The sequence below is a fragment of the Embleya sp. NPDC055664 genome (assembly GCF_053618075.1).
Genome location: NZ_JBSHGZ010000031.1, coordinates 80,689 through 95,341, shown reverse-complemented (window position 1 = coordinate 95,341; position 14,653 = coordinate 80,689). Strand labels below are relative to the sequence as shown.

The following is a 14,653-nucleotide window of genomic DNA, read 5'->3' as shown; positions in this document are numbered from 1 at the left end:
CGAACACCAACAACAGGACCACCCGGCGCAGCAGAGCGTCACGGGCCATCGCCGGCCACCCCCGACGCGGCCAACACCACCGTGAACCGATCCGCTGGGTCCGGCTGCCCCAACGTCGCGGGCACCGGCCCCGGTTGCGGCTCGTTCAACAGCACGATCCGCCACCCGTCGTCCACCCACCGCAGGCGGGCGCCCATCGTCAGCCATGACGACATCGGCGTCATCTCCGGCGTATGACCATCGGTCTTCAACCCGACCAGGTTCAGCCCCCACACCAGCGCCCTGACCTGCCCGTCCGGCTCGCTCTGCGTGACCACCCGCAGGGGCACGAACTGGTTGACCGCGCCCGGGCGATCGCTGGAGAACGTCGACGCGGCGAGCCGCTCGATCTGGTCCTGCGGGGTGCCGGCCAGGACGATCCGACGCGCGTACTCCACCCCCGCCGCGCGCGGACCGGTGCTCAATGCGAAGACGTTGCGCAGGTAGGCGGCCAGGGCCTGTCCCGCGCCTTCGGCCGTGTTCGGGTACGACGGCGCCTGGCTCGTCCGCACGGGTATCCACGGCGCGCCGGCCGGAGTTCCGGCGGTCCCGGGTTTGCCCCCACCGGGGCCCGCCGGTCCGGCGACGTCGGACGCGGGGGCGGCGGCCTGCGCCGAACTGCGCCCCCAGTACCAGGCCCCGCCCGCCAGACCCGCGACAAGCGCCACGATCACCAACACCACGAGCGGACGCGGCCGACCGGCGTGCGCGGACGTGTATCCCACGCCCGTTCGGCGCCCGCCCCTCACTTGGTCACCGTGTCCACGACGAACCCGCAGATCGCCCCCGAGGCCCCCAGGATGGCGACGCCGCCCAGGGCCTTCCACATGAACGTCTTGCCCTGCGCGGACACGTGGTGGCTGCCGAAGATCGGTCCGACCATCCACATGATCGCGCCACCGGCCAGGGCGGCGATGGCCATCGAGAAACCGATCCACAACATGCCGTTGGCGATGGTGTCCAGCACCCCGCTCTTCGGGACCGCGGTCTGATCGGGGTGGAACTTGCCATAGTCGAAGTTCGTACCCGTGCCGGTGCCGCCGCTGGGCGCCGGATTGGGCTTGGGGTCATCCGCCGGATACGCCAACGTGGCGTGCACCCGCAGGAAGGCGTGCGTCAGAGAGTTCATGTCGATTCCTTCGAATTCGTGGGGCCCGCCTGCGCGGACGCGGTCGATTCCCAACCCGTCACCACGGCGGCGGCGATCTCCAACAGGGCGCCGCGGGCGGCCTTGCCCAACGCCATCGGACGCACCGGCTCCGGCTTGGCCAACTCGCGGTCGTAGGGCAGCCGCACCACCGCGCGCACCTGCCGCGCGAGCACCCGCTCCCCCGCCCGCACCTCGCGCGGCGGGCCCGGCGCGACCTCGTTGACCACCACCACCGCGCCATCCACCAGCCGGTCGTGGCCCAGCGAGCGCAACCACGCCAGGAATGCCAGTGCGTGCTCCGTCCCGTCGCTGCTCGCCCGCGCCACCAGCACGGCGGTCGTCGAGCGCCGCAGCGCCTGCTCGCACACGGCGTCGCCCGCGGCCGGGGCGTCCACCAGGACCAGCGGATACGCGCCGCGCAGCCGCGCGAGGACCCGGTACAGCGCGCCCGCGCTCATCGGCGGCCGCGCCCCGTCGCGCCCGGGTCGGGACTCGCCGGCGAGCATCTCCAGCCCCGTCGGGCCGAGTTGCATACAGGCCCGCGCCTCGTGATGGGACATCGCCTCCGGGCCCTCTCGGACGAGGAGGTCGTTGAACGTCGCCTCTCCCGGCGAGCCGACGCGCGTCGGCAGCCCGCTCCACGGCCGGGTGCCGGCGTCGATCGCCAGCGGCGGAGCCGACTCGGGGGCCGCCAGCGCCAACAGCGCGCCGAGCGCGGCGGTGACCGTGGACACGCCCACGCCGCCTGCGGGCGCGGTCAGCGCCACCACGGGGGCGCGGGTGGGCAGGTGGGCCATCGCGGTCCAGACCGCGTGGGTGTGCGCGGACATCGGCAGGCCCTTGGGAACCGGGCGGGTCCCGCCGGCGGGCGGGCCGTTCGGCGATACCTGCACCGCCGGCGGCGGAGCGGGCGACGTCGCGCCGACCGCCCGCTCCGCCGGACCGGTGGCCGCTTCCTCCGGCACCGGTGCGGACCGCCGCCCCGCCAGGGACACCGTCTCGCTCACGACCCCTCCCCCTGCCGTCGGGCACGCCGAACCGAGGTCAGGTCGTCCAACCGGCTGCGCAACTCGCGCTCGTCCCGGCCCGCCACGGCCATGTACGACGCCTGGACCTCGCCCGCGTCGTCGAGGAAGTCCTCCATCACGTTCAACGTCTCCGGCGCGAACGGGTCGGTGACCAACCGATACGCGATCCGGTACGCCTGCCGCCGCGCCCGCGCCAGACACAGCTCGTCCGGGTCCAGCCCCTCGGCACCGTCCTCGACAAGCCCGAAGTCCGGCTCGAAACCGTCGGGTTCGAAGCCGTCCCGCTCGAACCCCTCGGGCACCGACCACGTCGGCTCGGTCATCACCACTCCCCCACTGCGCCGGACGAACACCGACGAAGGTGCGCCCACGCGCGGGGATGTGACCGACCCGCGCCCACCGATCTCAGGCGGCGCGCAGGGCGACATGCCCGGCCTCCCGCAACCGCCGCACCGCGCGGCTGTGCCGCTGCCGCAACGACGCGTACGAAATCCCCCGCGACGCCGCGATCTCCGCCACCGGCGGCGCGCTCTCGCAGTAGTCCTGCGCCAACATCCGCGCCTGCTCCACGGTGAGCACGTCCGCCTCCACCGCCCCCACCAACAGCGCGATCAGATCCCCACGCGCGGCATCGACGGCTTGCACACCCACCAACCGCCACTCCGACAGCGCCGAATCACCCGCGTCGATGACCCCCAACCGCACCGCACGCACCAACGCCGCCCCGGTGTCCAGCCGCGCCTCGACCGCGGGAAACGCCGCCGAAGCCCCGGTGTCGGCAGCCGGATCCGGCGTCAACACGAGCGCGACACGCGCCCGCCGCCCCGACCCGGTCCCGTAGACCACCCGGTGCAGGGTGTCGCAGGCCAGATTCGCCGCCACCCGCCCGGTCCGCCGCCGATACGGGTAGGCACGAATCACCTCGTACAAACACCCGAGCACATGCCCGACCGCGTCGTCGAAGCTCTGCCCCACCACCCGCCGCGCCGACGCCAACCGCACCGCATGCGGCAACATCTGCTGCACCAACACCCGCCCGGCCAGCGCATCCCCGGAGTCCGCAAGCGCCAACAACGCAATAAGCAACGCATCCTGCGCGCCCGGCGCCGCCGAACTGATCCCCCGCTGAAGCGCCGCCAGATCCCCGTACGCCCCCAACACCCCGAACTCCCGAGCCCACGCGGCCAACGCGTCACCACCGCGCACCCCGTACGCCAAGCCGTCCCACTCGTCGTTCAACCGCCCAACCAGCCCCGCCCGCAGCCGAGCAGGAGCCTCCGAAGCCCCGTCCCGCAAGCCGTTCCCCGCGCGGCCCGACATCTCGTTTCGCGTCCGCCCTCGTGCCTCGATCACCGCTGCCCCTCCCGTAGCCGATGCCGAGAACACTGGCTCCGCCCCCTCGCCCGATCCCTGGCCCAACCAGGCATCAACCCAGGTCAGGGCCGAGAAAGGACCACGGGCAACGCCAGGGCGAGGAACCGGCAAGGCCCTGTCGGAAGCACGTCGAACAGAAATGGACCGCACGACCGGGGCGAGGAAGCCACCCGAGAAGCGACAGTGCAGTAACGACGAATGGGCCGACACCGCGTGCCGCGCCCTTGCGGCGCCCGTGGCAACCGGAGCGGCCGCAGATGCGTCGCCGTCCGCTACACCACCTCATGCAAACGGCAGCACCACACCGGATCCTGTCGCTCTGCGCAGGATCTGGAACCCCTTACCTTCCAGGTGACCAGCGAGCCTGCCTAACGCCGATCAACCAGGCCCGTGGGCCCATGAGAGCCTGCAGCCGTTGAAGCACAACCCTTCACGCGCGTCGAGACGAGAGCGGCGCCGGGAAAGGCTCCGGAATCGTCCTCTGGGGAATGAAGGCGGTGACGAGAGAACGGCGTTGGTGCGATGGGCACCCGGCGGCGGCACCTTCGACATCACAGGGCTCGGCTGTGGTTGGGCAGCCCTCGGTCGATGCCCGGCTGCACCGGTCTTCGCTGGAAAAGCGCAACCAGGTCCGCCCGTAGGTGGATGGCTGCGCTTTTCCGCGAGTGGGCTCGTCAGTGTTGGCGGCCGAGCAGGATGTGGGGATAGCCGCGGTGGACGCGGTCGCCGAGCGTGGACTTGAGACCTTCGATGAAGGTGTCGATGCGTCGGGTGGCCTCTTCGACGGAGTCGGCTTCGCCCTTGAACTCGAACTCGACGTAGGAGCCGGCCCCGGCGAGGCTGTCGATGCCGATGGCGAGGTCGTCCGTGGTCCATTCGCGGCGGGTCTTGTCCACGGTGACCAGTTCGGTGAAGTCCAGGGCGGCGAGGGTGCGCTTGACGGCTTCGGGATCGGCGATCGAGGTCTCGTACTCGTCGCAGTGGGTCTTGACTGTGGCGTCGAGGGGCAGCCAGCGTTTGAAGTTCAGTGAGGCCCTGCCGTCGTCTTCGATGCGGACCCGCAGCCAGTCGGAGACCACGTCGGGGGCGAGGAAGTCCTTGTGGGGCGCGTTGAAGTACGCGTCGATCTGCCGGGTTTCCCGGCCGCGCTCGGCCCCCAGCGCGTCGAGTTCGTCGATCAGCGAGCGAGGGTCGGGGAGTTCGTATTTCTGCTCGACCTCGGTGTATTTCATGCGGGCACCTCCGGGCGCCATCCGTGGAGTGAGAAGGGGTCGTTTTTGAGGTGGAGGCGGATGATCTCGGCGCTGTAGTCCATGAGCGGCCGGGGAAGGCCGTCGACCGGGGCGAAGATCATGTCCGTGCAGTAGCGTGGTTCGGTGTTGGTCGGGGTGCCGGTCCAGATGCGGGCGATGAAGCCGAAGCCGACGCGGGCGTCGCCGTGCGGGGGGCGGTGATGGGTGACGCCGACGAAGTCGAGGGCTTCGAGCGGGACGTCGAGGCCGGTCTCCTCGTGGAGTTCGCGGGCCGCGGCGGTGAGGACGTCTTCCCCGTCCTCGACGTGCCCGCCGGGCAGGCACCATTGGCCGCCGGCGTACATGTCGCCGGCGCGTTGAAGCAGCAGGAGCCTGCCTTCGGTGTCCGGGACCAGAACGAGGACGTCGACGGGACTGCGGTGCCTGTGTGGGGTGAGGTTGTTCACCCCGGCAGATTAGGCGCGTCGAAATCAGCCGTCGGCCGCCTGACGCAGTCGTACTGCGAGTTCGGTTCGCAACGCTCCGAGGGATTCACGCACGAGGGTGAAATCGTCGGGGTCGAGCGGTGGGCCGAGGCAGTGCACGTCGGTCTCGATCTGGGCGGCGGAGCGGAAGCCGACGAGGACGGGGGCGTCCGGGGCGTGGGCGAGGACGTAGCGGAGGGCGACGCGGGCGAGCGCCTGGGTGGTGTCGCCGAAGCGCTCCCGGATGGGGGTCAATGCGTCGTGGACGAGCCGGAGGTTCTCGGAGAGGAACCGCGGGTCACGGCTGCGGTGGTCTTCACGACTGAACCGTCGTGAGGCGTCGGGGTCGTGGGCTCCGGTGAGCAGGCCCTGCCCCAATGCCTGCTTGACCACGACACCCACCCCTTTTTCTTTGGCGAACGCGAAGATGTCGGTCTCGTCGTTGCCGTAGAGCGGGCTGAGCAGGTTGTGGCGCACGGACAGCACGTCGGGGCGGATCGCCTCGAATCGGTGCAGGAAGCGACGGGTCTCCTCGGCCCGGTGGTCGTCGCCGTGCGCCCATTCGACGGCGAACTCGTGGGGCGCCCGCATGCCGATCGCCTTGATAAGGCCGTCTCGACGAAAGGTCTGCATCTGCCGGACGGCGTGGGTGAAATGCATGTCGTTGGGACCGAAGTCGTCGCTGTGCAGGAAGTAGAGGTCCAGCCGATCGGTGCCGAGGTTTCGCAGAGTGGTGCGGAGCTGGTGGTGCATCTGTTCGGGTTCGTAGGGGTGTGCGCCCGTGCCCGCGAAATACCCGACCTTGCTGCCGACCGTCACTCGATGACGGGGGACCTCCGCGAGCAGATGGCCGAGGAAGCGTTCGGATCGGCCGAGTCCGTATACGTCGGCTGTGTCGAACAGGGTGATACCCAGCTCGTACGCGCGGACGAGAGCCGCGTACGCGGACTCCGGGTCCACATTGTCCCAGCCGATGGGGACGCCGCCGTTGATGGCGCGTCCGCCGATGGTCCAGCAGCCGGCGCCGAGAGCGGAAACCTCCTGGTTCAGGCCGGGGAGGTGCCGCCGCTCCAACGGAGTGGGCGGAGTGGGCTTCATGTGCGGTTCCGTTCGGTCGGGTCCTGTCGGGGGCGAGATCGCGGTTGTCAGGTGCCGCACGGATCCGAGGCGTTGATGAGCTCCCATCCCCTGGCGGACCGCCATCGACGGTGCTCGGCTTCGAGTACGGTGGCGTGGATCTCTGCCAGGTCGGCGCCCACCTGCGGGGCGGCGACGGCCATCCGCCGCTGCAGCAGAGAGAGTTCGGCATCCACCAGGCGGCGCAACCGGTCGTCGAGCAAGTCTCGGGCGGCGGGGGTGCGGGTCTGTCCCGTCTCGCGGGCCGCGTCGAGCATGCCCCCCAGGACTGTGTACGCGGAGTTCTTGATCACCGATCGTGCTCGTCGAACCGCTCGGCGGGGGTCACCGTCGAGGACCTTCTCCAGGGACTTGAGCGTGTAGTCGAACGCGAAGTTCCGATCGATCCACAACTGCGCCCAGGTGCTGCACAGGCCGATGCGCCAGTCGGCGAACTCGGCGTCGCGTCGGCCCATGGAGGGGCGCACGGCGCCCGCGAGTCCGGCCTTGGCGACTTGGTGGGTGTACGCGGCGCCGATGAGGCACTCCATCGACACGAGCATGTAGGAGATGCCGCTGTGGAAGGGGCGGCCGGTGCTGTTCGCATCGACGAACGCCCGATCGCGGACGGCGTCGACGATCTGTTCCGGGGTCAGGTGCGGCTGTGGTCGTAGCAGGAGGTCGGTGCGGCCCTGGAAGGCATGGGTGGCCTCCAGTTCGGCGAGGGTCATCAGGTGGTCGAAGGTGATGTAGGTGTAGCGGGTGGGGACCCCGAGGGCCGACAACGTGCGAATCGCCAGAGCGTTCTGCTCGCCGGTGGTCTCCTTGTTGAAGCGGGTCAGGATGCTGTCGACACCGGACTCGACACCGAACAGGCAGCGTCGCAGTCCACGTTGGACGAGCGTGCGCCACATCGCAGCGCGTTCGGCGTGCCAGCCGACTTCACGGCCGGGGTGGACGACCTGGTCGACGCGGCAGCTCGTTTCCCAGGCGAAGTCGGCGTCGTGGAGTACCGATGCGGTGGCCAGCGCTCGCGGAACGGCGTCGGCGCCCCGGCCGATGAACTCCTCGTCCACCAGGTACAGCGTCCTGGAGACGGACGGGTGGCGGCGGAACACGGTGTCGATCTCGTCCAGCATCCACGGCAGGTCGGCTGGCTCCCCGCCGGCCCATTGTCCTTTGTGGGCGCGGGGGCAGAAGGAGCAGAAGTTCGTGCAGCCTCGGGAGGCTTCGAGCTGGACGACGCCGTGGCTGCGCAGGGTCGCGTCCAGGAGGTCGAGCTCGGGCAGGAAGTCGTCCCGGAGCCGGTTCGGGCTCGCCGGGGTGTGCCGGTGCGGGCCCTGCCGGCCGATGATCATCGTCCCGTTGCCGCGGGACGCGCCCACATAGCCGATGCCGCGTACCCGGTCGAGGGTGAGGTCGTCGTGCCAGTGCGCGATCAGGTCGGCGATGGTGCTTTCGCCGGCTCCGCGGCCGATGAGCAGGTCCGGGTAGCGGTCGAGGAGAAGGGCCTCGTTCCGGGCGGTGAGGCTGCCACCGGCGATCACGCGGGGCGGATCGGGCAGGGTCGACACGGTGTCCAGCAGACGGATCATCAGGTCGTGTTGCCCGAAGGTGGCGGAGATCCCCAGGATGTCCGGCCGGCCCTCGCGGATCTCGGCGACGATGCCGTCGAGCGTGGCACCCAGCTGCATGTCCATCAGGCGCACGTCGCCGAGCAGGCTCCGCCGTGCGGCGCGTGCCAGGTCGGAGATACCAAGCGGGAAGCGCGGCAGCGGGAAGTGCTCGGGGTGGTAGAGGGCGACCAGGAGCACCCTGGGCCTGGCGAGCCGGTGTATGGCGTGCTGATTGACGGCGGCCAGGGACAGCCAGGAGCTCGGGTTCTCGATGTGCAGGTTGCCGTGGACCCACGCGGGCCATTCACGGCTTCGGTGATCGTTCCCGGAGAGGTCGGCAGCCACCCAGCGCTGATCGGTCCGTTCAACGAGGACCAGGCGCCGGTCGAGCGAGCCCCCGACCACGACGCGGCCGACCCGCCCAGCGAGGTGTTCCTCGATGTGCGCGCGTAAGCGCGTGGGGTCGGTCAGGTGACGGGTGGCCGTGACCGCGAAGGCCGCCGCCAGCTCGGAGTCGCCCGGTGCCGCCAGTGCGGCCACACGCATCAGGCGTTCGGTCTTGATCGATCCGACATCCGGTGCTCGAACACTCATGGATGCGCCTCCGCTCACGGTTGGGCTGATGGACACGACCCCGAATGCGCGGTGGGGTGCAGATCAGCTTGAGGTCACCTCGGCGGCACATCTACGGCGTTCGGCGGTCATTCACCGGCCACTTCGAGCCTCACTGGACAGCGCCGCGGACACCGGCCGGACACCTGTCGGCGGATGCCCGAGAACGGTCCGATTCGGTGGAGGAACCGGTCGTGAGCGGTGCACTCTGAAACCGACAACCTGATCAGGGGGGCGGAGTTGACACACGCAACGCTGCTGGCGCAACTGGCCGAACACCAAGGTCTCGACAGATACACCGAGTTCGCGCGGGCGTACAAGAAGGCCGCGTGCGAACTCGCCAACCTCGACCGGAACGAGCGCCTGCGTCGCGAGGAGGTCACCGAACGCACGTGGCGTCGCTGGCGCAACGGCGACGTCCACAACACCGGTGACACCGCCGCCCGCATCCTCGTCCACATGTTCGGGCGAGCCATTCGGGAGTTACTGTCCGCACCGGCGGCCGATGCTCCTGCTCCGTCCCTGATAGACGAAGGCGAGCTCTTGATGACCGCGCACGAAGCATCCGAACACGCCGGGAACTTCGCCGGGCGCCGTATCGCGGGCGCCCAACTCGACCAGATCCAAGACGACATCCTGCAGCTGGCCGGCGCCTACTCGCGTACCTCGCCGCTGCACGTCTACACCGAAGGCAAACGGCTGCACGCGACATCCTCCGCGCTGCTGGACCGCACCGCCGCACCCGCCCAACGCCGTGATCTCCATCTGGCCACCGGCACCGTGTGCGCCCTGCTGGCCCAAGTCGCCTTCGATCTCGGCTCACGAGCGGCCTCGGCCGAGCTTGCCCGAGCCGCGCGTATGCACGCCGAGATCATCGACCACCACCCCCTCCTCACCTACGCCGACTGCACGCTCGCGCTCATCGCCTACTGGCAGGGACGCCCCGGCGTCGCCGTCACCCTGGTCGAAAGGGCCGAGCACTTCCAGGTCGGGGGCACCGGCACCATCCGCCGGGCATCCATCGCTGCCCGCGCCTACGCCCACACGGGAGACCTGGCCGGCGCCGAACGCGCGCTGCGCACCGCAGCACACACCAGCCGCGACACGCGAGACGACCTGCACGACGGCATCGCGGGCGAATTCGCCTTCGACGACGCACGCCGAGCAATGTCCGCCGGGACGACACTCCTGCTGATGGGCGAAGCCCAACGTGCCGGCAGGGCCTCCGGAGAAGCGCTGGACAGCGTCCGCCGCCTCCCCGTGGAACAGCAATCCGCCAAACTGCTCGGCGAGGCCGCAGCCGACCAGGCCCACGCACGCCTTCTGGACGGCGACCTGCCGGGGGCGGGAGCGTCGCTGCAGGTGGTCTTCGACGTACCTCCCGAGCGCCGCGTCGAGGGCATGGTCCAACGCCTCCACCCGGTACGCGCGGCGCTGTCCGGAGCCAACTACCGGGCGGCGACCGGATCACGCGACCTGCGCGACCGGATCGAGTCGTTCACCCTCACCAACGCGCCCGCCTTGTTCGGCTCACCCGGCCCGGCCGGCCTCGCCTAGCCCTTCGCGCCTCCCGAAGAAGGCGGCCCCGCAGGTCACGCGAGCTGCGACAACAACGCCTGCTCCTTCACGGGATCGATGCCGTGAAGAGCGGCCCGGGCGTGATCGACAGGCGTCCCGCCGGAGTGCAGCCATGCCCAGGTGTCCGCGACCGTCTCGGCAAGCGGGCGGCAGCGCAGCCCGTCCTTGACGGCTGCGGTCGGATCCACGGACCACACCCCGGCGTGGGTACGCCACAGGGGCAGCTCCGTCCACTGGGCCACGTCGTGCTCGACCAGGAACTCGGGTTCCGCCCACACCGGCGTCCCGGTGCCTCCGGTGACGGCCAGGCAGGCGGCCAGGAAGTCGGCGAAGGTGATCCCGTGCGGATGGGCGACGTTGTACGTGGCGGGCACCCCGGTCCGCGCACGGTCCAGGGCGAACCGCGCGACGTCCCGCACGTCCACCGGCTGGATCACCGTGTCCGCCGGGGCGGGAGCCAGCATCGGCCCGCCCCGTGCCGCCCGCGCCAACCACCACGGCAGCCGCCCGACATACTCACCCGGCCCCAGGATCACCCCCGGCCGCAACACGGTGGCCCGACCCTCGAACGCCTTGTGCACGGCGTTCTCCACACCCGCCTTCTGGAAGCCGTACTTCGTCGGCGAGCCGTCCGCGCCGGTGTACCCGAAATCGGAATCCGCGTCGTACGCGCACTCCAGCACCGCCGACTCCTCCGTCAACACCTCGTGCGGCCAACCCGCGTACACGCTGACCGTGGAGATGTGCACGTACCGAGCCGCGTGATCCGACAACAGCGACGACCCGGCGAAGACCTCACGGGGCGACAACTCCGCACTGGAAGTGTCCACCACCGCATCCCACGGACCGAACTCCCCCAGACGCCGCACGTCCTCCACCTTCGTGCGGTCCCCATGCACGGCCCGAACGCCGGGGACATCGTGGCCGGATCGTCCGCGGTTGAAGGTCGTCACCGCCCATCCCCGCGCGAGGGCGTCCTCCGTGATCGCACGGCCCAGAAACCACGTCCCACCCAGCACGAGAATCTGCATAACCCGATCCTGCCGGGAATCTCCGCCGGGCGCATCGGCGCTGGCAAGTCAAGTCGTCCGTCCCTTCCGCGTCATCGAATGACTCGGCGAAGATCGAGGCATGACCGAAGACAACGAACTCCGGCAGCGGGCACAGGCACAGGCTGCGAACATGCTCGATCTACTGGGCGAGTTGGTGACCTGCGAATCCCCGACCGGCGACACGAAGGCCCTCGGACGCTGCGCGGACTTGCTGACCGAGGCGGGCACGGCCGTCTTCGGCTACGCACCCCAGCGCGTCATCGGCGACGGAGGTCCCCACCTGCTGTGGGCGGGCGAACACCCCGAACCGGTCATGCTGCTGGGCCACTTCGACACGGTGTGGCCCATCGGCACGCTCGACGAGATCCCCTTCGGTGTACAAGATGGCATCGCGCGAGGCCCTGGCGTCTTCGACATGAAGGCGGGCATCGTGCAGATGCTCACCGCTGCGTCGTTGCTCGAAGACCCCACCCACGTCCGACTCCTGCTGACCTGCGACGAGGAGACGGGCTCCCGCACCTCCCGTGACCTCGTGGAAACCCAGGCCGGCACCAGTCGCGCGGTCCTGGTCGGCGAACCGAGCGCCGACGGCGGCGCGGTCAAGACCGCCCGCAAGGGCACCGCCAACTACGAGATCACCGCGCACGGCCGCGCCGCCCACGCCGGCCTCGAACCCGAACTCGGCGTCAACGCGGGCCTGGAGATCGCCCACCAGTCCATCAACCTGGCCACCCTCGCCGCATCCGAAGACGGAACGACCATCACCCCCACGGTGATGACGGCCGGCATCACCACGAACACCGTCCCCGAAGCCGCCACGCTCCACGTCGACGCCCGAGCCTGGACCCGCACCGAACTCGAACGCGTCGACAAAGCCATCCGCAAACTCGCGCCCCACCTCGCCGACGCATCGCTAACCATCACCGGCGGCATCAACCGCCACCCCTTCGAACCGGAAGTTGCTCGAGCCCTCCTCGAACACGCCCGAGAGGCGGCCCGATCCCTGGGCCTACCCGAACCGGACGCGGTGCGCTCGGGCGGCGGATCCGACGGCAACTTCACCGCCGCCTTCGGCATCCCCACCCTCGATGGCCTCGGCGCCATCGGGGCCCATCCCCACGGCCGCAACGAACACGTACTCATCGACACGATGCCCGACCGCACGGCCCTCTTGGCGCGCCTAACGAGCTTCGTGCTCTCCGCGTCGTGATCCTATGCAAAGCGTGACTTGAGTTGCCGACTCGCCGTGCGCTACCCGTCAGAAACGATAATTTGACAAAGCCGACTGAACTTTTCGTATCGTGCCAAAAAGGCCACTTCCATCGCAATGAAGCCTCTGGGCGCTTTCGTCCTAACCGGCCATGCAACGGTGCAGGTGCGAAGTAGCACGTCCACCAAGTGCCTTAAACCACGCGACCCGATGTTCAATCGTGGGGACCGAGCAACGCGCGAAACGACGTATCAGCTCCCCCAAGAAAATGTGCCTCAGGTACAGCAATTGCTACGGCGTCAGAACTCTGCGAAGCCCGAGTAAGTACTGCCGGAACACGCTCAGCACATTTGAGATAAAACCGGTTCGCGGGCACTGAGCACTGCACTCGCCATCCAGCCACCGGGTACTGTCCTGCTCGGCACCGCAGGGCAACTCTCTGGCCTTGACTTTAACGGGATGCCCATGGGCGTCTTTCTCACAAAACGACCCCGTCAAGAGTTCCACCCATCGATGGACTGATTACGTCGGCCGCCCCTATCAGATCAATCAAGCCATTCGCAAATCCGCAGGACGATATATACGAATCGAATCCCGCTCATTGTTCGAGCGATAATGAACCTTGATACCCCCCCTCTTCCCTCTTGGGCGACAATGCCCCTCGGTCGCCTTATTGTAGTCAAAATATGGAGCGGCTTCGATTGCCATTCAGGGCGCGCACCGAATCGAACCATCCTATTGCCCACTTTCCTCTGCCCTGACGCGGGAACAATTTGAGCAATTATCCCCGCATGCGCGAGGAGCATGTAATGGACGACCATCCACGCCACCTTGAACCGGGGGGCATCCTCCAGAGGGAGGAAATGAGTGGCAGGCCATTGAACAGTAAATACTGTACACCAGGAATCATCGACGCACGACCAGCTCAGATAATCACATAAAAGAAGTTGGACAACCATCCACGCTTTCCTTTAACCGGTTTGCACCGGCATCGGCGCAGAAAATCAAAGTACTCATGATTATCAGATTTACTTTGACACCGCGTTCTCCTTGACTACCGCGCGCTAGTTAACGCTTGTCAGCCGGGGCATTCCGATCCTGCGCGCATACTGGGAGCACTCGATGGACGACGGCCCCGCTTTCGGCGGCATAGGCCAGCCTCACGTGCGCGGGGAGCAGTCGCGGCCGGCCAGGTGTTGGAGGACCGAGTCGGGACCATCCCCGCGTGCGCGGGGAGCAGCGTTGAGCGTCGCGGCCGAGGGCCGCGCGCATGGGACCATCCCCGCCTGCGCGGGGAGCAGGCCATGAATTAGGCACCACTCGATACCGGCGAGGGACCATCCCCGCGTGTGCGGGGAGCAGGCGCCCAGGTTGACGGAGGCGCCTCCGGACATGGGGCCATCCCCGCGTGTGCGGGGAGCAGGCGCCCAGGTTGACGGAGGCGCCTCCGGACATGGGGCCATCCCCGCGTGTGCGGGGAGCAGCAGTCCGGCTCGGGATCGCCGGCACCGATGCAGGGACCATCCCCGCGTGTGCGGGGAGCAGCAGGCGATCGCCCTGTTCGTGAGGGCCCAGACGGGACCATCCCCGCGTGCGCGGGGAGCAGTCATCCACCCGCGTACGGGGGCCGGCGCTACCGGGACCATCCCCGCGTGCGCGGGGAGCAGCCAAACAGCCGATGTTGTAGACGTTCCATGTCGGGACCATCCCCGCGTGCGCGGGGAGCAGTGGGGCTTCAAAGCGAGTGCCTTTCGTTGGCGGGGACCATCCCCGCGTGCGCGGGGAGCAGGGCGGCTCCCAGCGTCCGGCGCACATCCCGCTGGGACCATCCCCGCGTGCGCGGGGAGCAGAACCCGAAGATCCGCGCATCGCTCGAACGCATGGGACCATCCCCGCGTGCGCAGGGAGCAGCGGCCTTGGGCACGTCGACCGCGAGCGCGACACGGACCATCCCCGCGTGCGCGGGGAGCAGATCACGGGATCCGCTGTTGATCGGCGACCGGTGGGACCATCCCCGCGTGCGCGGGGAGCAGTACGCATCGTGGTCACCGGCCGATCGTGGTCTGGGACCATCCCCGCGTGCGCGGGGAGCAGGACGGAGAGGTGGGACCGGCCCCGGAACGAGAGGGACCATCCCCGCGTGCGCGGGGAGCAGGGCCTC

At 69.1% G+C, this 14,653-nt stretch carries 12 protein-coding genes and 1 CRISPR repeat array (1 of these 13 cut by a window edge); of the genes, 2 read left to right on the top strand and 10 right to left on the bottom strand.

What is annotated here, in order from left to right; genetic code table 11:
* Positions 1-38: 38 nt before the first annotated feature.
* From ACWGR4_RS35945 to ACWGR4_RS35905, 9 genes are all read right to left on the bottom strand, one after another.
* The gene (locus ACWGR4_RS35945) at positions 39-764 is read right to left on the bottom strand and encodes a hypothetical protein (protein ID WP_452131991.1); all 726 of its coding nucleotides are present in this window, start codon (positions 762-764) and stop codon (positions 39-41) included.
* Positions 765-784: 20 nt separating this feature from the next.
* Positions 785-1,168, bottom strand: a complete 384-nt coding sequence (locus tag ACWGR4_RS35940; protein ID WP_452131992.1) for a hypothetical protein — start codon at positions 1,166-1,168, stop codon at positions 785-787.
* The gene (locus ACWGR4_RS35935) at positions 1,165-2,196 is read right to left on the bottom strand and encodes a hypothetical protein (protein WP_452134298.1); all 1,032 of its coding nucleotides are present in this window, start codon (positions 2,194-2,196) and stop codon (positions 1,165-1,167) included. The genes ACWGR4_RS35940 and ACWGR4_RS35935 overlap by 4 nt, the downstream gene beginning before the upstream one ends.
* Positions 2,193-2,540 (bottom strand): hypothetical protein, encoded by a 348-nt coding sequence (locus ACWGR4_RS35930; protein ID WP_452129265.1) that lies wholly within the window; start codon positions 2,538-2,540, stop codon positions 2,193-2,195. The genes ACWGR4_RS35935 and ACWGR4_RS35930 overlap by 4 nt, the downstream gene beginning before the upstream one ends.
* A gap of 82 nt (positions 2,541-2,622) precedes the next feature.
* Complete coding sequence (locus ACWGR4_RS35925; protein WP_452129266.1) at positions 2,623-3,456, bottom strand: hypothetical protein; 834 nt, start codon at positions 3,454-3,456, stop codon at positions 2,623-2,625.
* An 809-nt stretch (positions 3,457-4,265) separates the two neighbouring features.
* Positions 4,266-4,823 (bottom strand): class IV adenylate cyclase, encoded by a 558-nt coding sequence (gene cyaB, locus ACWGR4_RS35920; RefSeq protein WP_452129267.1) that lies wholly within the window; start codon positions 4,821-4,823, stop codon positions 4,266-4,268.
* Entirely contained in the window at positions 4,820-5,290 is a 471-nt protein-coding gene (locus ACWGR4_RS35915) for an NUDIX domain-containing protein (protein WP_452129268.1), read from the bottom strand. The genes cyaB and ACWGR4_RS35915 overlap by 4 nt, the downstream gene beginning before the upstream one ends.
* Positions 5,291-5,314: 24 nt before the next feature.
* The gene (locus ACWGR4_RS35910; protein WP_452129269.1) at positions 5,315-6,406 is read right to left on the bottom strand and encodes an aldo/keto reductase; all 1,092 of its coding nucleotides are present in this window, start codon (positions 6,404-6,406) and stop codon (positions 5,315-5,317) included.
* Between the two features lie 47 nt (positions 6,407-6,453).
* Positions 6,454-8,634 carry a B12-binding domain-containing radical SAM protein gene (locus ACWGR4_RS35905; protein WP_452129270.1) on the bottom strand — a complete coding sequence of 727 codons (2,181 nt, stop codon included), beginning with the start codon at positions 8,632-8,634 and terminating at the stop codon, positions 6,454-6,456.
* A 258-nt stretch (positions 8,635-8,892) separates the two neighbouring features.
* Between ACWGR4_RS35905 and ACWGR4_RS35900 the strand changes: the two genes are divergently transcribed.
* A complete protein-coding gene (locus tag ACWGR4_RS35900; protein ID WP_452134297.1) occupies positions 8,893-10,209 on the top strand; it encodes a hypothetical protein in 1,317 nt (438 codons plus the stop codon).
* A 35-nt stretch (positions 10,210-10,244) separates the two neighbouring features.
* On the opposite strand, the gene ACWGR4_RS35895 is transcribed toward ACWGR4_RS35900, so the two are convergent.
* The gene (locus ACWGR4_RS35895) at positions 10,245-11,261 is read right to left on the bottom strand and encodes an NAD-dependent epimerase/dehydratase family protein (protein ID WP_452129272.1); all 1,017 of its coding nucleotides are present in this window, start codon (positions 11,259-11,261) and stop codon (positions 10,245-10,247) included.
* A 100-nt stretch (positions 11,262-11,361) separates the two neighbouring features.
* Between ACWGR4_RS35895 and ACWGR4_RS35890 the strand changes: the two genes are divergently transcribed.
* Positions 11,362-12,492 (top strand): M20 family metallopeptidase, encoded by a 1,131-nt coding sequence (locus tag ACWGR4_RS35890; RefSeq protein ID WP_452129273.1) that lies wholly within the window; start codon positions 11,362-11,364, stop codon positions 12,490-12,492.
* A gap of 1,211 nt (positions 12,493-13,703) precedes the next feature.
* Positions 13,704-14,653: a CRISPR direct-repeat array (repeat unit 29 nt; unit sequence GGGACCATCCCCGCGTGCGCGGGGAGCAG) (it continues 604 nt past the right edge of the window).

What these genes read in the sequence shown, in the direction of transcription:
- ACWGR4_RS35940 (WP_452131992.1), bottom strand. Translation starts at nt 1,168, where the DNA reads ATGAACTCTCTGACGCACGCCTTCCTGCGGGTGCACGCCACGTTGGCG.
- ACWGR4_RS35930 (WP_452129265.1), bottom strand. Translation starts at nt 2,540, where the DNA reads ATGACCGAGCCGACGTGGTCGGTGCCCGAGGGGTTCGAGCGGGACGGC.
- cyaB (WP_452129267.1), bottom strand. Translation starts at nt 4,823, where the DNA reads ATGAAATACACCGAGGTCGAGCAGAAATACGAACTCCCCGACCCTCGC.
- ACWGR4_RS35910 (WP_452129269.1), bottom strand. Translation starts at nt 6,406, where the DNA reads ATGAAGCCCACTCCGCCCACTCCGTTGGAGCGGCGGCACCTCCCCGGC.
- ACWGR4_RS35905 (WP_452129270.1), bottom strand. Translation starts at nt 8,634, where the DNA reads ATGAGTGTTCGAGCACCGGATGTCGGATCGATCAAGACCGAACGCCTG.
- ACWGR4_RS35895 (WP_452129272.1), bottom strand. Translation starts at nt 11,261, where the DNA reads ATGCAGATTCTCGTGCTGGGTGGGACGTGGTTTCTGGGCCGTGCGATC.
- ACWGR4_RS35890 (WP_452129273.1), top strand. Translation starts at nt 11,362, where the DNA reads ATGACCGAAGACAACGAACTCCGGCAGCGGGCACAGGCACAGGCTGCG.